This window comes from Chitinolyticbacter albus (assembly GCF_024437655.1).
GTDB classification, from domain to species: domain Bacteria; phylum Pseudomonadota; class Gammaproteobacteria; order Burkholderiales; family Chitinibacteraceae; genus Chitinolyticbacter; species Chitinolyticbacter albus.
Genome location: NZ_JANBVF010000007.1, coordinates 24056 through 41755, shown reverse-complemented (window position 1 = coordinate 41755; position 17700 = coordinate 24056). Strand labels below are relative to the sequence as shown.

The window sequence follows — 17700 nt, the reverse complement described above, 5'->3', positions numbered from 1 at the left end:
CCGTCGCGGTACACTGCGGCGTTCCCGCTTCCCATTTCCTGACCATGCTGCATCTGATCACCGGCGGCGCCCGTTCGGGCAAGAGCCGTTATGCCGAAACGCTGGCGCTCGCTCATGCAGGGCCCGTCGTCTACATCGCGACCGCGGCGGCCGATGCGGGCGATGCGGAGTTTGCCGCGCGCATCGCCCACCACCGCGCCCAGCGTCCCGCGCACTGGCAGCTGGTCGAAGCCGATGCCGGGCTCGCGTCAGCGCTAAAAGAGCATGCGCACGCCGATACGCTGTTGCTTATCGATTGCCTGACCTTGTGGCTGGCGCGGTTCTGCCACGAAGATGCGGTGCAGCGTGCAGCGTTTTTCCGGGAAAGGGCTGCTTTGCTTCAGGCGCTGCCCCTGCTCCCGGGGCCGGCGTTGTTCGTTACCAATGAAATCGGCTGGGGCGTCGTGCCCATGGGCAGCGCGACCCGCTGGTTCGTCGATGAACTAGGGCGGCTGAACCAGGATCTGGCGGGGGCGTGCGAGCGGGTCACGCTGGTGGCGTGCGGGCTGCCGCTGGTGCTGAAGGGCTGATCAGCCACCGAGCAACTCGTCGATCTCGTCGTCGCGCCGTGCCTTGGCGCGGCGCAGCGAACCGTCGGCGGCCAGCAGCAGGTCTTCGGCATCCTCCACGTCGCTGACGAGCTCTGCCACGCCGATGCTGGCGAGGATGGGGAAGCTGCGACCATCCTCCAGCTGCACGTTGGTCGCCACGATCTGTTCACGAATGCGATCGAGCACCTGGCGCGCGCCGACCAGCTTGGTGTCGGGCAGCAGGATGGCGATTTCCTGGCTGGAGAAACGGCCGCAGACATCGAAATCACGCACATGGGCCCGGCATATGTCGGCCACATGGCGTAGCGCCAGGTCGCCACCGTGATGACCATACTGCATATTGATCTGCCGCATCTCGCTGATCTCGACCAGCAACACCGACAGCGCGTGGCCGGCGCGCTGGCTGCGATTCACCTCGTGTTCGGCGCGTCCGAGGAAACCTGAACGCGTGGCGAGGCCCGTCAACACGTCGACGCCGAGCCGGCGCTCGATGCCTGCGCGCAATTGCCTGCGCGCGCGTCGCTGACGATACCAGGCGACGATGGCGAGAGTGGCGAGCAGCCAGCCTAGGGCGGCCAACCAGAGGGCGAAGGGTAAGGGAGCAGCCATGACGGTCTATTCAGGATGCGGATGCTGCAGTTTAGTTGCGGCTTTGCCGCAGCGCTCGCTGTCGCAACGCTTGCGTCTGAATTGCCCGCTACAAACGACGAGCACAAACGTATGTGAGTGGCGCAATTCCCGTCATAGAATGCCGGCTATGAAAAAAACCGCCTTCTGCCGTGCGCGTCAGTGCGCACTGGCCCGGCCATGACGTCGTCTCAAGCTGCGCCATTGCGCATCTGCCTACTGCGGCTTTCCGCGCTGGGCGACGTGGTGCTGACCTTGCCGTTGGTGCAGGCACTGCTCGACCATCTGCCGGGGGTGAGGCTGACCTGGTTGATCGAGCGGCGCTGGCTGCCGGTGGCGGCGCATCTGGCCGATCGCGTCGAGCTCTACGCCGTGGACGGCCCGCGCACGCTGGCCGAGTACCGGCGTATCCGCAGCGATTTCGCCGACCGCGAGTTCGACGTGCTGCTGGCGGCGCAGGCCAAGCTGCGGGTGAACCTGCTCTACCCGCTGATCCGCGCCCCGCGCAAGATCGGCTTCGACAGCCGCCGCGCGCGCGAAGGCCAGTGGTTGTTCGTGAACGAGCGTATCCCGTACGCCGATCAGCACTTGGCCGATGGCTTACTGGCTTTTGGCCGGCAGCTGGCCGCAGGCGAGCCGACGACACCATGGGCGCCACCACTCGCGGCAGACGCCCTCGCCTGGTGTGCGGCGTTGACCGGCGGTGAGCGTTATATCCTGCTGAACCCGATTTCGAGCAAGGCCGAGCGCGACTGGCCGCTGGCGCGGCAAATCGAGCTGGCGCGGCGACTGGCCGAGACCGGCTGGCAGGGCCGGCTCATCGTCAGCGGTGGCGCCAGCGAGCGCGAACGGGAGTGGAGCGCCGCGATTGCTGCAGCGCACCCGGCCGGCCTGTCGGTGGCCGGGCAGACCGATCTGGCGCAGCTGTTCGCGTTGTGCGCGGGCTCAACCGTGCTGGTGTCGCCCGATAGCGCACCGGTCCATATCGCCAACGCCTACGGCGTGCCGGTGGTGGGGCTTTATGCGGTGGCGCGCAGCGCCTTGTCCGGCCCCTGGCGGGCGGGGCAGTATTGCGTGGATCGCTACGCCAAGGCGGTGCGCACCTTGCTGAAGCAGGATCCGCATGCGGTCGATTGGCACCGCCGCGTTCACCACCCGGACGCGATGGCGCTGATCAGCGTCGAGGAGGTATTGGCGCAAATCCAGTACGCGATGTCGGCGCCGCGCGGCCGAGGCCAGTCGTGATCGCCCGCCTGTTGTACACCGCGTTCCTGTTCCTGATCACGCCGCTGGCCGTGCTTTACCTGCTGTACCGTAGCCGCCGGCAACCCGCGTACCGCCGGCACTGGCGCGAGCGCTGGGCGCTTTATACCAGGCCGCTCCAGCCCGGCCAGCCCAGGATCTGGCTGCACGCAGTCTCGGTGGGCGAAACCCGTGCCGCGGCGCCCCTGGTGCGTGAACTGCAGACGCGCTATCCCGATCATCGCATCCTGCTCACCTGCATGACGCCGACCGGCCGCGCCACGGCCGAAGAGTTATTTCGCGACAGCGTCGATATCGCCTACCTGCCCTACGACTATCCTGGCGCAGTGCGGCGTTTTCTCGACCATTACCGGCCGGTACTGGGCGCGGTGCTGGAAACCGAGGTCTGGCCCAACCTGGTCCACGGCTGCCGCCGGCGCGACGTGCCGCTCTACCTGGTGAACGCGCGGCTCTCGGACAAATCGTTCCGCGGTTATGCGCGGCTGCGCTCGCTGGTCGGCCCGGCGTTCGCCGAGTTCGCTGGCGTGCTGGCGCAGAGCCAGGACGACGCCGACCGGCTGGCGCGGCTGGGCGCGCGCGACATCAGCGTGATGGGCAATCTCAAGTTCGACAACCTGCCGCCGCAGGACGCGGTGGCGCGTGGCCATCGCTGGCATCAGCAGCTGGGCGAGCGGCCGGTGCTGTTGCTGGCCTCCAGCCGCGACGGCGAGGAGGCGTTGCTGCTCGATGCGCTCGCCGGCAAGACGCTGCCCGACCAGTTGCTGACCGTGATCGTGCCGCGGCACCCGCAGCGCTTCGACGAAGTCGCGGCCCTCTTGGATGCGCGCGGCATCCGCTACGTGCGCCGCAGCAGCTGGGACGAGCAGGTGCTGCCCGCCGAGGTGACGGTGCTGCTCGGCGACTCCATGGGCGAGATGGCGGCGTGGTATGCGCTGGCGGACGTGGCCATCATGGGGGGCTCGCTGCTCGACTATGGTTGTCAGAACCTGATCGAACCGGCCGCGCTCGGCACGCCGGTGCTGATCGGCCCATCGACCTTCAATTTCGCCGATGTGGCGCGCGCCGCGCTGGCGGCCGGCGCCGCCTGGCAGGGCAAGAACACCGAAGCCGTCGCCAGTCGCGCGCTGCGGTTGCTGCGCGATGGCGCCGTACGCGGGCGGATGCGCGCGGCGGGCCTGGTGTTTGCCAGCGCGCATCGTGGCGCCACCCTTAGGGCGCTATCCTGCTTGGAAACCCGGCTGACACCGCAGCGCTGATCACTGCGGCACTACAAACGACACGGCGGCCTTTGGGCCGCCGTGTCGTTTGTAGTGCCTGATTCGGTGGGAGCGGATAATTTGCGGATTGATCCGGTCAGGCTGCCGCGTCGGCGGTATCGCGGGTTCGGCGCAACAACCAGATCGCGAGGCCTGTTGCCGACAGCACCGCGCCGATCGCCGATACCCCCAGCCAGCCGGCCTGCTGGTAGGCAAAGGCCGAGAGCAGCGAGCCGCTGGCGCCGCCGATGAAATAGCTCGTCATATAGGCAGCGGTGATGCGGCTGCGGGCATCGGGACGCAGCGCGTAGATTGCGCTCTGGTTGCTCACGTGCACCGCCTGCACCGCCAGATCCAGCACCAGCACGCCGACGATGAAGGCAAGCAGCGAATGTTGCGCCAGCGCGATGGCCCCCCATGAGGCCAGCGATAGCGCCAGCCCCCATAGCGTGGTGCGATTGCCGCGGCCCTGGTCGGCCCAGTGGCCAGCACGGTTGGCACCCAGCGTGCCGGCGGCACCGACGAGGCCGAACAGGCCGATCACCGCATCGCTGTAGTGGTAGGGCGCGCCAGCCAAGAGGAAGGCCATCGACGTCCACAGCACGCTGAAGATGGCGAACGACAAGCCACCGAGCAACGCGCGTTGGCGCAATACCGGCTCATCGCGCATCAGTGCCCAGACCGAAGCCAAGAGCTGCGGGTAGCGTAGCCGGGTCGGCTCGCGCCAGGTGGGCAGCGCGCGCCACAGCGCGACGGCGGTGATCAGCAGCAGGGGGGCGGCGACGAAATAGACGGTGCGCCAGCCGCCCAGCTCGGCCAGCAGGCCCGCTGCAGCGCGCGCCAGCAGGATGCCCAGCAGCAATCCGCTCATGATCAGCCCCACCGCGCGGCCACGCTCCTGCGGTGCGGCGAGCGTGGCGGCAAACGGCAGCAGCACCTGGGCCACTACGGTGAAAAGGGCGGTGAGGGCTGTGCCGAACAGCACCATGCCGGCGTGCTGGGCGCTGCCGGTGATCAACAGGCCCAGTGCGGCCAGCACCGTCATGCCGACGATCAGCCGGCGGCGTTCCAGCAGGTCGCCCAGCGGCACCAGCAGCACCAGGCCGAGTGCGTAGCCGAGTTGGGCGGCAGTGACGATCAGCCCGGCTGTACCGTGCGAGATGCCGAAGCGCTCGGACAGCGTGCCCAGCAACGGCTGAGCGTAGTAGTTGCTCGCCACGGCAAGGCCGGTGGCAAAGGCCATCAGCCAGGCCAGCGGTCGGCTGAGGCCGGGGTGGGCCGAGGTAGTTGCTGCGTTGGTCATCGTGTTCTCAGAGTGCCTGTATGTATCTATTCGCCGTTATCAGCGGTTGAACCAGCGCCAGGAACCCGGCAGAACCGGGTTCAGGCCAGCTTGCGAGGTTGAAACAGCGGCTCTCCCTGTTTGATTCCACTCCCCCCGCACGCGCTGCGCTCCCCGTAACAACGAGTCGCCGCCGCCGCGAGGGGCCTCGCCAAGCGCGTTCGTGGCACGGCTGAGATGGGGAAATCGGATACGGCGGTTTGCATGCATGATCCGCTCGTGCGATCCAGCGATCCAATGTATTGTTTTCATTGGATCGATCACAAAATCAGATTGATGAACCTGCGCCAGATCGAATACGCGCTGGCGGTGGCCGAGACCGCCAGCTTTACCCGCGCTGCCGAGCGCTGCCATACCGTGCAGTCCGCGCTGTCGCACCAGATCGCCCGGCTGGAGGAGGAACTCGGTGCGCCGCTATTCGAGCGCAGCTCGCGCCGGGTGCGGCTCACACCGGCCGGCAGCGCTTTCCTGCCCGCAGCGCGTCAGTTGCTGCACGCCGCGCAATGCGTGCGCGACGAGGTGGCGGCCGCCAGCGGCCAGGTGCGCGGCAACCTGGCGCTCGGTGTGATCTCCGCGCTGCCGCAGCTCGACGTGGTCGCGCTTGCCGCCGCGTTCCAGCGCTGCCATCCGCGCGTGCAAGCCAGCATCGCCATGGGGCTCTCCGAAATCCTGCTCGTCGATGTACTCGAGCATCGCCTTGATGTGGCCTTCGTCGGACTGTGGCCGGGCGAGACATTGACCGACGTGCAGGCGCTGTTGCTGGCGGAAGAGCCGCTGATGGCGGTGGTGGCACCCAGCCATCCGCTCGCAATGCGCAGCGCACTGACGCTGGCCGATCTCGCGCCGTATCCGCAGGTTGATTACTTCGCCGGCAGCCGCGCCCGGCGCCAGACCGATGAAGCGTTCGCCGCGGCCGGCAGCAGCCGGCGCATCGCCTTCGAGATCGGCCACGTGGAACTGCTGGCGCGACTGGTGCGCCAGGGCGAGGCCGTCGGCTTCATGCCCACCGGAACGACTGCCGCCTATGCCGATCTCACCGCCATTGCGCTGACCGATGCGCCGCGCCGTCGCGTGTACTGCGTGTGGGGCCAGCACCCGACGCCGGCGGCTGCCGCCTTCGTCGAGGCGGTCCGTGTCCATGTGGCGGGTTCGGCGAGCCCTGGCTTGCCCAGCGGCCACGGCTCCGCCAGCATGTAGAGAGGCCTTAGGAGAACATCATGCAAGACGATATCCAGATCGAGATCTGTGCCGGCTCCATCACTTCGGCGCTCGCCGCGCAGCAAGGTGGCGCCGTGCGCATCGAGTACTGCGACAACCTGCTCGAAGGCGGCACCACACCCTCGCACGGCGCCATCGCCGCCGCGCGCGATCAGCTCTGGATCACCTTCAACGTGATCATCCGCCCGCGTGGCGGCGATTTTCTCTACAGCGAGCTCGAATTCGACGTGATGCGCCGCGACGTGCTCGCCTGCAAGAAGCTGGGCGTGGACGGCGTGGTAATCGGCCTGTTGACCGCCGACGGCGAGATCGACGTGGCGCGCACCCGCGAGCTGGTCGAGCTCGCCGCGCCGATGCAGGTGACCTTCCACCGCGCCTTCGACGTGGCCCGCGATCCGAGGAGTGCGCTGGAAGACGTGATCGCCAGCGGCTGCAACCGCCTGCTCAGCAGCGGCCAGGCACCGTCGGCGCTGGAAGGCGCACTGCTGCTCGCCGAACTCAACCAGCTGGCTGCCGGGCGGCTGGCCGTGATGCCCGGCGCCGGCGTGCGCGCGAGCAACATCGGCGAGCTGGTGAAGGTGACCGGCTGCCGCGAGTTCCACACTTCCGCCCGCGCACCCCGCCCCAGCGGCATGGTCTGGCGCAACGAGCGGGTGAAGATGGGCGCACCAGGCCAGGACGAATACGAAATCCTCGACACCGCCGCACCGCTGGTGGCGGAAATCCTTGCCAACGCACGGGCGGCCTTGCATCCGTGAGATGGGCCTGGGTCCCGTTAGCGCTGTTCGCGCTATGCGTGGCAACGTCGATCAGCCACGCAGCGCCCGGCAATGGAACGGTGATCATCAGCGGCGGTTCGGTCGAGGAAGGCATGGCGATATTGCACCGCCATCTGGATAAGCAAACCGACTGCGGAGCCGCGCCGGCCGAGTGGGCTGCCGCACGATGCGAGTATCAACAATTCGCTCCGTTAACGGTCGGCAAGGATTTGCAAGGTGTGTTCTTTGGCATGGCCGCCTGCTGTGGCGGCAGCAATGTGGCGACGCATTTGGCGATCTGGAAGGCGGAAAACGGCGGCGTCCGCCTGTTGGCCACGGATGTGGTGGGCGGGAAATGGTTGCCTATCGATACCGCTTTTGTACTACTGGTGGACGGGGACGTGTATGTGCGCTTGGCGTACTTTCCGTTGTGGGACGAACCTGGCGGCTTGAAGCCCGCAGAAAAAGAGTACTACCTGCGCTATCAGATCGCTGACGGCGCACACTTGCAAGCGCGCGACGGTGTGTTCAGGCGCGTTGGTAGGGATTTCGTAAAAGTGCGTTAACTGCACGCCCCCGCCATTCCTTAGCTGCGAACCGAGAAAATGGTGTGGGCTGACGAATGTTGAGCCTACGCATCGCGCACATCGTGGCGTGCAATCATGGCGCAGTAGGCGTGTTAAGAACGGCTCCGCGCGTATCGTTTCTGTGCCTGCGGCACGGGGTTTTGATGCCGTCCGCCGGGCGGAACTAGCATCAAAGCATCGCGCCGCAGGCGCTGAAACTCATTCCGCCAGAGCGGGGCATGATCGGATCGGCGGGGTTTTCACCACCCTACTGACGTCCAGTGTTGGCCATTGCCTGCTGTTGAGGGCCGCAGTCGCCGCAGCGTATGGCACGGTACAGAATGAAGCGCTGGTCATTGCGCTTGTCGTGCCCCGGAAAGGCTTCCATTGCTACGTTGGGCAGCGTGGTGCCCAACCCTTCGTCAGCGTACACCAGCAATGGCCGCTGCTTGCCTAACTCGGCTGGCAGGCTACTGCCGTCCGATACCAGCGCATGCGCGGCCGGATAGAAATAGCTCAGGTAATCGGCGGGGTTGGTCAACAGGTTGTTGCGGGTGACCAGAACGAAATCGAACTCCGACTCCTCGGTCAGCCCCAGATTGCCGGCCGTGGTCTGTAGATCGGCCAACACGAACTTAAACGGCCTGATGTGGTTCATGTATTTGAAATAACGGTTTTCGCGGTGGACGTTAGTCCAGCCGAATATCGTGCTGGCCACTATCACTGCCAGGAGGGCGCTGGCTGGCAGCCGGATCTGCCGTTTTCCCAGCCAGTGCGCCAGCATGAGCGTCATCGCCACCAGCAGCACCGGCAGAATGATCATGGCGCGCTGCATGATGCTGGCCATCTCGTAGCTGGTGTAGCCCTTTAAGGTGGTGGTGGCCAGCATGACGCCCACCACCCACCCAGCCAGCAGGAAATGGCCGCGTCCCAACCTCAGGCTGAAGGCCAGTAATAGATAGGCGAGCACGGGCAGCAGCAATACGCCGAAGAAGGCCGCGTGGTGGTCAGTGAGGAAGGACAGGACATCCTGGGCCATTTGGCTTGCCGTTGCCTCCGGCCGCAGTTCGGACACCCGATCACCTCGCCCTGCCAGCACGGTACATGCGGCAAACAAGGTTGTTCCTCCCAGCAAGGCGAGCAGGCTACGGCGCACCGATGTCGTCGTCACTGTGGCCGGCAACCCGTAGTGTGGCTGCAACAGCAGGTGGCAGTAGGTCACCAGCAGCAAGCCCAGGCTGGCCAGCGCCGGGGTATAGCAATTGCTGAGCATGCAGCCGCTCCAGAATAGCGCGATGGCAGCGAGCAGGCTGAAGTCGGCCAGCAGCAACAGCAGGCTGCCCATGGCTAGCAAGGTGTAGGCCATGGGAAAGATCACCTGCTCGAAGATCAGGTAATACTCGACCGGATAGGAAAATGCGGGCAGCAGCGCCAGCGGCAGCAGTGCCAAGCGGCTATCCACCTTTTCACACCAACGGCGCAGCCCGGCGTAGCACGCAAAGAGGCCCAGCAGGAAAGGCAACGCAAACCCCAGGTGCAATGCAAAGATGCTGCGACCGAACAGCTGGCTGGGTAATGCGGCAATCAGATACTGGCGGCTGGGGTAACCGATGAACGCCTTGCCGGTGTAGTTCCAGTCGCCGCTGTTGAAGGCATTCATGCCGGCTGCTGCCTGCAAGGTGGCTTCCGGGCTGATGCCGGCGTATTGCAAGTTGCCCAATACGGCCAGCATGGCGCCGAACAGCAATAGCAGGCTGGCTGCTACCCACCAGGTTGCTTTGCGAAAATCCTGGCGCAATGCGCGCGCCGCGGCAAACAAGATATAGCCGCCGGCCAGCATCGCGGTCAGCAACCAACAGCGCGATGCCATCATGGCAAAGCCACCGGGAAAGCAGAAGGCCAGCACTTCCAGCAGACTGCAAAAGCCGATCAAACCCAGCAGCACGCTCATCTGCTTGGCGTTCATGGGCGAAGTCGCAAATTGAGCGAAAGAGCGCAGAAACCCCTGATAGGCAGGCTTGGCGGTAGGGGCAAGTGCCTGAGCGCCAGCGTTTATGGACATGGTTAGACTCCTCGTTTTGGTAGGCTTGTTTTTGCCTGACTCAACGGGCGGCTAATTAATTGATTGCTTGATTGCTTAGGATTTATTCGACGCCCGAATGGGCAGAGTAGCATGTCGTATTCCATGTGAATAATTAATGATGGCCTGTTTGCTTTGATGGTGTGGCTTATGCGTAAAATATTGATTAATAATATAAGAATTCGCCCTTTTATTTGTTAATGATTTGATTATTTAGAATGCAAAATGCGCAAGCGCTTTCAATTGGGTTGGTCGAGGCCAATTTGTTCCATTGATTTAACGGGGTGATGAAAAAGCGGTTTTCTCGACCATGCTTTCCGAGCAAATTTGTTTTATTTGATCTACACGAGGCTTTCGAGTTTTTGGGTAAAACTGGCGATAAAGATGGCGAGCTGGAGGGTTTCTTTAATCAGGTGGGCTGGTCAAGATGGTGATGGTGAGGTTGTTATGAACGAAAACCTCACGTACGGCGCACTTGTAGGGGCGAAATCGCCTAAGGCATTGCGCCGCATAGGATGCTTGGGCTGGTGGGGGGCGTAGCAGAGGTTGACGAGGCCGCCGTGCATGGCGGGCGTATTGCCGCTATGCAGCGAGTACGTCCTGCAACGTGGCATCATCCCGTCCATCCATCGCCACCGTGAAACTCAAGCCCATGACCATCACCCGCATCAACCCCACCCCCCGTTGGTCCGACGCCACCGTGTTCCAGAACGTCATCCATTTCGTAGAAGTGCCGAATGATGTGAGCACCGACATGGCCGACCAGGTGCGGCAGGTGCTGGTGCAGGCCGAGGCGACCTTGCAGCTGGCTGGCAGCGACAAGTCGCGGCTCTTGATGGCGACGATCTACGTCACCGATGTGGGCGACGTGCCGGCGCTGAATGCCGCGTGGGAAGCCTGGTTGCCGGCGGGTGCGGCGCCATCGCGCGCCTGCATCAAGGTGGAACTGCTGAACCCCGCCATGAAGGTGGAGATCGCCTTCGTCGCGGCGCGCGCATGATGCGTACCATCGTGCTGTTTCCCACGGCGATGGAGGCTGTGGGTTTTGCCTATCCGGGCGTCGAGTTCATCGTCAGCGGTGTGGGCCTTGCCGCGACGGCGGTGACGACGACGCGGTTGATCCACACGCACCGGGCGGACTTGCTGATCCTCGCCGGCATTGCCGGCGTCTACCCGGATTCGCCGTTCGAGGTGGGCGACGTGGCGCTGGTGGCGAGCGAGACCGATGCCGATCTGGGCTTCTTCCACCGCGATGGTTTCAGCCATCTGTCGCAGATCGACCTCGGCATGGACATCGTGGTACCGCCGCGCTACGACTGCCCGCATCTGCCGGAAGCGCCGCACTTGCCGCTGGCGCACAGCAATACGTTGAACGCCGCGCTGGCGCCGCATGCGGCAGTGGCCGGTATCGATATCGAGAATATGGAAGGTGCCGCTTTCTTCCATGCCTGCCTCGAAGGCGGCCAGCGTTTTCTGGAGGTGCGTGCCATTTCCAACGAGGCGGTGATCGATCATCCGCCGTGGGATTTCGCCGGTTCGATTGCCAGCCTGCACCATGGGCTCGCGGTGCTGCTGGATGCGCTCGAGGTCAGCCGATGACCATGAACGCACCGGTACGCTGCAAGCATTGCGGCGGCATCTGCGACTGGTCGCCGACCCGCCGCAAGGAGCTGTCGCGGGCTAGGCACTTCACCGTATTCGCCGCGGTGCTGGCGCTGGCGGGCGCCGTACTGCAGCTGTTCGGCCTCGCCATCTGGCCGTGGTGGCTGTACGGCACGGCGGTTTTTGTCGTCTCGCAGGCCTTGCTCAAGGTGTTGAATGCCTGCTGGCTGGTCTGCCGCCAGTGTCATGGCGGGCAGCGCGGTTTTCGAGCCTGACGCGCGGGGGACGAACTCGCGCTAGGCTGGAGAGCTGCAAGGAGGAAACTGCCATGTTCACCATCGAAGCCGATGCCTATTCCGCGTTGCTCAAGGTCACGCTGCGCGACGTGGCGGACCGGGACGAACTGGCACGGTTGCTGATGGGCATCGAAACCGCCAGGCCGTATTTCTCTCGCGGCTACCGCCTGTGGCTGACCGTTGCCGCGCAATCACGGCCGCTGCAGGGTTGGCCGATACGCGTGTTCGATACCCGAACGCCGGAGCGCCACGTGCCCGTGCTCCAGCACGTGGTGATCGAACTGGCGCCGGGTGACCTTCCTGCGCAGGAGGTGGGCAGGCTGCTCGCCGGGTTCTACCGCGCGCTGCCGGTGCCCGTGACCCTGGTGGGTGATTCTGCAGCGGCTCGCCGGGCGCTGGCGCTGCCAGCGGCGTTGGCAGCAGGCGCGGCTTGAGCATCAATCCGCCAGCGCCGCCTTCAGCGCTTCCGGCAGTTCGGTCAGGATCAGCATCTGGCGCTCGCGGTCATAGATCACCGCGCCGGATCTGAGGCTCGCGCGATCGAACTCGATCTTCCAGTGCTCGCCGTTGGCGGCAAAGCGGCGTAGCGGCTTGATGGCGCGGCGATCGGGAACGAAGCCATCGGCGAGTCCCAGTGCCTCGTCGCCCAGCGCACGGCTCAGCCGCTCGGGTGCGTCCGGATAGGCGCGGCGTACCAGCTCATCCAGCGCCAACGGTTCGTGCTCGTCGCCACGTTCATCCAGATACTGGTGGGCGCGCTCGAACAGCGCGTCGCGCTGCGGCTGGGCCAATGCCTCGGCCTCGGCGAACTGGGTGAGGCCCTGCACCAGCTTCTGCGTCTCCTTCAGCGCTAGGCGCACGTCGTTGCAGCCGAGGAACAGCTTGAAGTAGTTGGCCACATCGCCACGGCCCTTGAGAAAGCTGATGTAGCGCTCGGCACCATTCGAGAGCGCCGTCAGGTCGATACGCCCGGCCACGCGCAGGTTATCGAGATCGAGCTGCGGGCTGTCGATGAGCTCGAAATCGCCGGTGATCGCCATGCCGACCACTTCGGTGACGAGCGCCACCAGCAGGCAATCAGCGCCGCCATCGGCGATGTGGGCAATCAGCACGTAGCCGCCGCTGGCGAGCTGTTCCTCGCCGGCGCGTTGCTGCAGGTGCTGCATCATCAGGCGAGAGAGTTCGAGGAAATCGATGCTGTGGTCAAACGCGTACTGGCGTACGAAGCGCGGCATCGGGAAATTGTCCTCGTCCTCCTCGAAGCGGCCGTAGCCCTTGCCGAAGCGGCCGGCGTAGCGCTGGCACAGGTGTTCGATCAGGCGCTGGGCGGCACCGTTCACCGGCATTGCGCCGGATCGCAGCGCGATCGTGGCTGCGCCGTGTGGCGATTTGAGCAACTGGTGGACGACGAGGTGGCGAACGGTGGGGGGCGTGGCGGTCATGATGGATCCTGGGTGCTGACCGCCATTTTCCCATGCCGAGCCCACCATGCCATGGTTGGCGCCCAATTCATTGTTGCGCCATGGTCGCCCGGTGCTGGCACGATGCCGTGTCGCAGTACTGGCTATGCCAGGGGCAAACGCCAGCCTGCGCCGGCCTGGACCCTGTGCAAACGCTTGCTGCGTACGCCTGATCGGGGCTCATATGCCGCTTGAAATGCGCACTGGCACAGCGTGAACTCAGGGTGAGGTGCCAGGCTTCCCCGCGCCGGGGATTTTGCGCGGGCTCCGAGCGGTGGGAAGCCGGGTTTCCGGCGAAAACGCAACGCTGGCGGCGCTCCGCCGCCCAACACCTGGGCGCCTGTTCACGATCTTGCGTACCGGTAATGCCCGGTGATCGGGTAGGCGAACAGCGCGTCCTCCTCCGTGGAGCCAGAGCCGATGTTATGGATGATCAGGGGCCGGGAAGTGCCGGGCACCGTTCTGTCCGAAACGATGCCGATGTGAGGAAGGTTGCCTGGGAGCATCCAGGTCACCAGATCGCCCGATTTGTAATCGGCAGCCGCCGTTGAAACGGGTAGCGCCGCGCCAGCACGGCGGAAAAAGGTCTGCAGGTTGGGAACCCGGCGATGGTCGACGTTGGGATCCGGCTTGCTCAAACCCCAAAGCTTGGGGTAGACCGAGAAATTCTTGCGCATATCTTCGTGCACCAGCACCTGAAGATCGATCTTGACCTTGCGGTAGGCCCGGATGACGACATCGGTACATACGCCGCGGTCATCGGGAACATCGCCCATCGGGTAGGCGATCCTGCGGTAGGAGCCATCGTAGCGCTCGGGTTTTAACGTCCGTGCTCGCGCCGCGGCGACGAGCGCATCTGTCGTGGCGCTATCGGCAATCGCGCTCCCCACGATAAAAAACGAGATGACCAAAAGCAGGCAGGGTCTACGCATACGGGCACCTCTAGTGCGGTGACGGGCAAACAGGCCCGCACTGGTTTTCTTACATTTACTGTTCGAAGGCAGTCGACCAAAGCCACGAACAACAGGTGGATGCGCAGGTGGTGCATCGGCGCTCAATGTTACAAATCAGCGCGTGGTTACACCAGCCTACGGGCAGATCACTACCGCAGCAATCGCCCGCGGCAAGTGCATTGGGCCCCTGTCGGGGTGCAGCCCCGCCCCGCTCACCGAGTCGGTCTTAACCATGCGCAGCACCGGGTTGGCCCGTGTATCTGGCATATCGCCTCGGCATGCGGGTGGGGCTACTTCAATACAGCTTCCTCAGAGTGAGCCACGCTTGCGGCTTACCGAGCCTCGTTCGGCAGCGGCTCATCCATCGGCTGTGTGGAGCGGGTCAGCGCGTACCAGTTCACTTTGCGCGTCAGCACCATCACCACGGCGAGCAGGGCAAAGAGGGCGATGCTACCCATCAGCAGTGCCATGTCCTCCGACTGCAGGATGCCGAACAACAGGCCGTATAGCCCAGCCAAGAGCCCGGCGAAGCCGGCGCCGGCCCGCCAGCCGCCCAGTACGTGGCAGCCGTAGTAGCCGAGCAGCAGTGTTGAGGCCGCGGCGGCGATCCAGTAGGAGGCCCAGAAGGCGATATGTTCGGACAGCGCCAGCGTCAGGAGGAAGAACAGCGCGAGCGCAAGGCCAACGAGGCCGTATTGCACTGGGTGTACCGCCACGCGGCGCAGCACCTCCACGGTCAGCACGGCGCCGAAGATCAGCAGCAGAAAGAGCTCGCCATACTTCACCGTGCGCTCGGTCAACAGGTAGCGATCGACCGGATCGACCAGCTTCAGCCCCAATTGCTCGCCGCGGAACAGCGCACACTCGGCGCCCTGGGTCACGCATTGCGCCAATGCCTGCTCGTTGAAGCCGCTGGCCCAGTAGCTGGTCTGCCATTCCACGGCAAAGCCATCGGCATGGATCTCGCGGCTTTGCGGCGCGAAGCGCCCGGCGAAGCTGGGGTGTGGCCAATTGCCCGATAGCGTGACCTTGCTGCTCTTGCCGACCGGAGCGACGACAAGCTCGCCGGTGCCGGAAAGCTTCATTTGCAGCGCGAACGGCAGCACCTGCTCGTCGTCGCCGATGGTGGTGTCGAGCTCGGCGTGCAGTCCGGCCGGCAGCCAGCTCATAAGGGCACCCGGCCGGAACGACAGTGCCAGGTCATCGAGCGAACCGGACAGCGCGCCTATGCCGCGCGCATCGCTCACGCCCAGCACCAACACCGGCTTGCCCCACTGATAGTCGTAGCGCTTGCCCTCGGCGGCGGGTATTTCCAGCGACTTGCGGGCCGGCACGGTGAAGCCGCCGCTGATGCGGTTGTCGGCGTGGTAGAGCTGCGCGTCGTAGATGCCGCGCTTCAGCGTCTCGGTATCGAGCTTGGCGGTTACCGTCAATTGCTCTGGCTGCAGCACGGTGACCGCGTCCTCGCTGGTGGTCGCGTACCACTCCTGGCGTTTCTGGCCGTTCTCGGTCAGCTCGCGCTGTGCCCATTCGGTGCGGCGATAGGGGAGCACCAGCAAGGGGCCGACCAGCGTTTGCGGCCGTGCGGCGTATTCGCCCATTTCGTTGCGCACTTCGCCCGCACGCTGTTGTCGCTCGCTGGCGATGCCACGCACCATCGATAGCGGAATCATCAGCAGCAGAATCAGGAAACCGAGGGCGATCAGTTTCCAGGCCAGGGGTTTGTTCATTGCTCTCTCCTCGTAGCGGCGCCGAGCGCCAATGCCGGCAAGGTAGATCCCGCATGTCGAGCGCTGATGGAGCAATGTGGAGGTTGTGTGGAGATCGCACAGGATGGCTGCGCAAGATCGGTCAGGCCGGTCGGCGGCGGCCTTGCTACATTGATGCCTCAACCGGAGTAGCCATGCCCGATTCCAGCTTGACCGAGCGCCTGTCCCGCCTGATGGCGCATATCGACGATCGTTTGGCGCACGATGCCGAGGACAGCAATGCCGGGCTAGACGTGGCGACGCTGGCCGGCCTAGCGGGCTGGTCGGTCTGGCACTTCCATCGGCAATTCAGCGCAGCCTGTGGCGTCGCCGTGGGGCGTTATGTGCAGTTGCTGCGATTGAAGCGTGCCGCGTGGCGACTGGCGTTCCGCCAGGACAGCGTGATCGCCATCGCACTCGATGCGGGTTACGGCAGCCCAGAAGCGTTTGCCCGGGCGTTTCGCTCGGTATGCGGGCAGAGTCCCAGCGCATTTCGCAGTCGGCCCGATTGGCTAGGTTGGCTGCAAGCCTTTGATGCCGCGCGTGCGGCCAGGAGCAGAACCATGACGCAGACGCCCGTCGCGGACCAGGTCCACATCGTCGATTTTCCCGCCACGCCGGTGGCGGTGCTCGCGCATCGCGGCGATCCGACGCGGCTGGCGGATAGCATCCGCGCCTTCATTGCCTGGCGGCGTAGCGTGGGTCTGCCGCCGGCGAAGAGCACCACGTTCAACGTGCTGCGCAGCGGCCCACCGGGCGAAGTGCTGCCGGCCGACTTCGCCATCGACCTGTGCGCCGCCACCGTTGAGCCGATCGCACCCAATCCGGCTGGTGTGGTGGCAGGGCTGATCCCGGCGGGACGCTGCGCGGTGCTGCGCCATGTCGGCTCCGACGACGCACTCGAAGCGCTGGCGCGCTGGCTGTATGTGCAATGGCTGCCGGCCAGCGGCGAGGCGCTGCGCGATTTCCCGTTGTTTGTAGAGCGCGTGCGCTTCTTCCCGGATGTGCCGGAGCGCGAGGCGGTGACCGACCTCTTTCTACCGCTGGCCTAGGGCCTAACGACAGGCTTTCTCCGCGCCGGCTACGCGAAGCTCAGCGTCTGGCCGTCGTCCGGCACCAGCAGCCGGAACGATATCCCGAGTTGCTCCGCCCGTTCCCGCAAGGTGGCGCGGCGCACCGGGCAATGGTCGAGCGCTTCCAGGTGATTGGCGATGAAGGTGCCGCTGCCCAGCTGGGCCAGCGCCAGTGCCTGTTTGTCATCCATGATCAGTTCGGCGCCGAAATCCATGCTTGCGCCGCCAGCCGGCACGATACTGACGTCCGGTTTGCGCTCGGTGACGCAGCGGCGCACATCGTCGGTGAGTACGGTGTCGCCGGCGATATAGACGCTGGGCGCATCCGCCTGTTCGATGTGGTAGCCGTAGCCATGCATCATGAAGCGGCCTATCCAGCCCTCGCCGTGCCGGCAGGGTATCGGCGTGATGGTGCCGCGGCGGAACGGCGTCGGCCCGGCGGCACCCAGCACTTCTACATTGAGGCCGCGCTGGCGCAGGAAATCGGCGTCGCCCGGCATGCACAGCACCGGCAGCCCGCGCTCGCGCAGCCAGCGCGTACCGGCGCGGTCGAGGTGATCGACGTGGCCCTTGCGGCAATGGGTGATCAGCGCATGGGTGACGCCGGCCAGATGATCATCGCTGCCCGCGGGCAGCGGAACGATGGGGTTGCGGCGGCGCTGGTCGGTGAGCCATTTGAACGGCGGGATCGCGCCCTGGTCGGCCAGCATAGGGTCGATCAGGATGCGGCAGTCGTCATAGGCGACGACGACGGTGGCATTGCGCAATTGGGTGATCTGCATGGCAGCTGTGTCCGGGCGGTGAAGATGGCATCGATTGTGGCGAGTGGCGCTACCGGCTACCATGACCTAATCTGCCATATGGATTG

The 17700-nt window shown here is 65.0% G+C and carries 17 protein-coding genes and 1 pseudogene; 11 read left to right on the top strand and 7 right to left on the bottom strand.

Annotation, left to right across the window (positions count from 1 at the left end; genetic code table 11):
- Positions 1 to 44: 44 nt before the first annotated feature.
- Positions 45 to 569, top strand: a complete 525-nt coding sequence (cobU, locus tag NLI84_RS06150) for a bifunctional adenosylcobinamide kinase/adenosylcobinamide-phosphate guanylyltransferase (RefSeq protein ID WP_255988928.1) — start codon at positions 45 to 47, stop codon at positions 567 to 569.
- Here cobU and NLI84_RS06145 read toward each other — a convergent pair whose 3' ends face one another.
- Positions 570 to 1199 (bottom strand): GGDEF domain-containing protein, encoded by a 630-nt coding sequence (locus NLI84_RS06145; protein ID WP_255988927.1) that lies wholly within the window; start codon positions 1197 to 1199, stop codon positions 570 to 572. It lies immediately after the preceding gene.
- Between the two features lie 198 nt (positions 1200 to 1397).
- Between NLI84_RS06145 and NLI84_RS06140 the strand changes: the two genes are divergently transcribed.
- Both NLI84_RS06140 and waaA read left to right on the top strand, forming a co-directional pair.
- On the top strand, positions 1398 to 2462 hold the full coding sequence (locus NLI84_RS06140) for a glycosyltransferase family 9 protein (RefSeq protein ID WP_255988926.1): 1065 nt from the start codon (positions 1398 to 1400) through the stop codon (positions 2460 to 2462).
- Entirely contained in the window at positions 2459 to 3736 is a 1278-nt protein-coding gene (gene waaA / locus NLI84_RS06135; RefSeq protein WP_255988925.1) for a lipid IV(A) 3-deoxy-D-manno-octulosonic acid transferase, read from the top strand. The genes NLI84_RS06140 and waaA overlap by 4 nt, the downstream gene beginning before the upstream one ends.
- Before the next feature lie 97 nt (positions 3737 to 3833).
- Here the strand turns inward: waaA and NLI84_RS06130 are convergent, their stop codons facing one another.
- Positions 3834 to 5039, bottom strand: a complete 1206-nt coding sequence (locus NLI84_RS06130) for an MFS transporter (RefSeq protein ID WP_255988923.1) — start codon at positions 5037 to 5039, stop codon at positions 3834 to 3836.
- A gap of 315 nt (positions 5040 to 5354) precedes the next feature.
- Between NLI84_RS06130 and NLI84_RS06125 the strand changes: the two genes are divergently transcribed.
- Genes NLI84_RS06125 through NLI84_RS06115 form a run of 3 tightly spaced genes read left to right on the top strand, consistent with a single transcriptional unit; the run spans position 5355 to position 7620 of the window.
- Entirely contained in the window at positions 5355 to 6275 is a 921-nt protein-coding gene (locus tag NLI84_RS06125; RefSeq protein WP_255988916.1) for a LysR family transcriptional regulator, read from the top strand.
- Positions 6276 to 6295: 20 nt separating this feature from the next.
- A complete protein-coding gene (locus tag NLI84_RS06120; protein WP_255988915.1) occupies positions 6296 to 7054 on the top strand; it encodes a copper homeostasis protein CutC in 759 nt (252 codons plus the stop codon).
- 38 nt (positions 7055 to 7092) lie between these two features.
- Positions 7093 to 7620 (top strand): hypothetical protein, encoded by a 528-nt coding sequence (locus NLI84_RS06115; protein ID WP_255988913.1) that lies wholly within the window; start codon positions 7093 to 7095, stop codon positions 7618 to 7620.
- Positions 7621 to 7888: 268 nt separating this feature from the next.
- Here the strand turns inward: NLI84_RS06115 and NLI84_RS06110 are convergent, their stop codons facing one another.
- Positions 7889 to 9586: a glycosyltransferase family protein gene (locus tag NLI84_RS06110; protein WP_255988911.1), complete on the bottom strand. Its 1698-nt coding sequence runs from the start codon at positions 9584 to 9586 to the stop codon at positions 7889 to 7891.
- Between the two features lie 766 nt (positions 9587 to 10352).
- Here NLI84_RS06110 and NLI84_RS06105 point away from each other — a divergent pair.
- The 4 genes from NLI84_RS06105 to NLI84_RS06090 are packed head-to-tail and all read left to right on the top strand — an operon-like array spanning position 10353 to position 12032.
- Complete coding sequence (locus NLI84_RS06105; RefSeq protein ID WP_255988910.1) at positions 10353 to 10700, top strand: RidA family protein; 348 nt, start codon at positions 10353 to 10355, stop codon at positions 10698 to 10700.
- Positions 10697 to 11299, top strand: a complete 603-nt coding sequence (locus NLI84_RS06100) for a phosphorylase family protein (RefSeq protein WP_255988909.1) — start codon at positions 10697 to 10699, stop codon at positions 11297 to 11299. The genes NLI84_RS06105 and NLI84_RS06100 overlap by 4 nt, the downstream gene beginning before the upstream one ends.
- A complete protein-coding gene (locus tag NLI84_RS06095) occupies positions 11296 to 11577 on the top strand; it encodes a hypothetical protein (RefSeq protein WP_255988908.1) in 282 nt (93 codons plus the stop codon). The genes NLI84_RS06100 and NLI84_RS06095 overlap by 4 nt, the downstream gene beginning before the upstream one ends.
- Positions 11578 to 11630: 53 nt before the next feature.
- Positions 11631 to 12032, top strand: a complete 402-nt coding sequence (locus NLI84_RS06090; protein WP_255988907.1) for a hypothetical protein — start codon at positions 11631 to 11633, stop codon at positions 12030 to 12032.
- A gap of 3 nt (positions 12033 to 12035) precedes the next feature.
- Here NLI84_RS06090 and NLI84_RS06085 read toward each other — a convergent pair whose 3' ends face one another.
- From NLI84_RS06085 to creD, 3 genes and pseudogenes are all read right to left on the bottom strand, one after another.
- Positions 12036 to 13040 carry a nucleoid-associated protein gene (locus NLI84_RS06085; RefSeq protein ID WP_255988906.1) on the bottom strand — a complete coding sequence of 335 codons (1005 nt, stop codon included), beginning with the start codon at positions 13038 to 13040 and terminating at the stop codon, positions 12036 to 12038.
- 434 nt (positions 13041 to 13474) lie between these two features.
- A pseudogene (locus NLI84_RS06080) lies at positions 13475 to 13990 on the bottom strand (DUF1287 domain-containing protein); the annotation flags it as partial.
- A gap of 353 nt (positions 13991 to 14343) precedes the next feature.
- Entirely contained in the window at positions 14344 to 15741 is a 1398-nt protein-coding gene (gene creD / locus NLI84_RS06075) for a cell envelope integrity protein CreD (protein WP_255988904.1), read from the bottom strand.
- Between the two features lie 173 nt (positions 15742 to 15914).
- Between creD and NLI84_RS06070 the strand changes: the two genes are divergently transcribed.
- The gene (locus NLI84_RS06070; protein WP_255988902.1) at positions 15915 to 16811 is read left to right on the top strand and encodes an AraC family transcriptional regulator; all 897 of its coding nucleotides are present in this window, start codon (positions 15915 to 15917) and stop codon (positions 16809 to 16811) included.
- Positions 16812 to 16840: 29 nt separating this feature from the next.
- Here the strand turns inward: NLI84_RS06070 and NLI84_RS06065 are convergent, their stop codons facing one another.
- Positions 16841 to 17614, bottom strand: coding sequence for an MBL fold metallo-hydrolase (locus tag NLI84_RS06065; protein ID WP_255988901.1), 774 nt, complete (start codon positions 17612 to 17614; stop codon positions 16841 to 16843).
- Between the last annotated feature and the right edge of the window lie 86 nt (positions 17615 to 17700).

What these genes read in the sequence shown, in the direction of transcription:
- NLI84_RS06100 (WP_255988909.1), top strand. Translation starts at nt 10,697, where the DNA reads ATGATGCGTACCATCGTGCTGTTTCCCACGGCGATGGAGGCTGTGGGT.
- creD (WP_255988904.1), bottom strand. Translation starts at nt 15,741, where the DNA reads ATGAACAAACCCCTGGCCTGGAAACTGATCGCCCTCGGTTTCCTGATT.
- NLI84_RS06070 (WP_255988902.1), top strand. Translation starts at nt 15,915, where the DNA reads ATGCCCGATTCCAGCTTGACCGAGCGCCTGTCCCGCCTGATGGCGCAT.
- NLI84_RS06095 (WP_255988908.1), top strand. Translation starts at nt 11,296, where the DNA reads ATGACCATGAACGCACCGGTACGCTGCAAGCATTGCGGCGGCATCTGC.
- NLI84_RS06105 (WP_255988910.1), top strand. Translation starts at nt 10,353, where the DNA reads ATGACCATCACCCGCATCAACCCCACCCCCCGTTGGTCCGACGCCACC.
- NLI84_RS06110 (WP_255988911.1), bottom strand. Translation starts at nt 9,586, where the DNA reads ATGAACGCCAAGCAGATGAGCGTGCTGCTGGGTTTGATCGGCTTTTGC.
- NLI84_RS06085 (WP_255988906.1), bottom strand. Translation starts at nt 13,040, where the DNA reads ATGACCGCCACGCCCCCCACCGTTCGCCACCTCGTCGTCCACCAGTTG.
- NLI84_RS06145 (WP_255988927.1), bottom strand. Translation starts at nt 1,199, where the DNA reads ATGGCTGCTCCCTTACCCTTCGCCCTCTGGTTGGCCGCCCTAGGCTGG.
- NLI84_RS06090 (WP_255988907.1), top strand. Translation starts at nt 11,631, where the DNA reads ATGTTCACCATCGAAGCCGATGCCTATTCCGCGTTGCTCAAGGTCACG.
- NLI84_RS06120 (WP_255988915.1), top strand. Translation starts at nt 6,296, where the DNA reads ATGCAAGACGATATCCAGATCGAGATCTGTGCCGGCTCCATCACTTCG.
- cobU (WP_255988928.1), top strand. Translation starts at nt 45, where the DNA reads ATGCTGCATCTGATCACCGGCGGCGCCCGTTCGGGCAAGAGCCGTTAT.
- NLI84_RS06140 (WP_255988926.1), top strand. Translation starts at nt 1,398, where the DNA reads ATGACGTCGTCTCAAGCTGCGCCATTGCGCATCTGCCTACTGCGGCTT.
- NLI84_RS06065 (WP_255988901.1), bottom strand. Translation starts at nt 17,614, where the DNA reads ATGCAGATCACCCAATTGCGCAATGCCACCGTCGTCGTCGCCTATGAC.
- NLI84_RS06125 (WP_255988916.1), top strand. Translation starts at nt 5,355, where the DNA reads ATGAACCTGCGCCAGATCGAATACGCGCTGGCGGTGGCCGAGACCGCC.
- NLI84_RS06130 (WP_255988923.1), bottom strand. Translation starts at nt 5,039, where the DNA reads ATGACCAACGCAGCAACTACCTCGGCCCACCCCGGCCTCAGCCGACCG.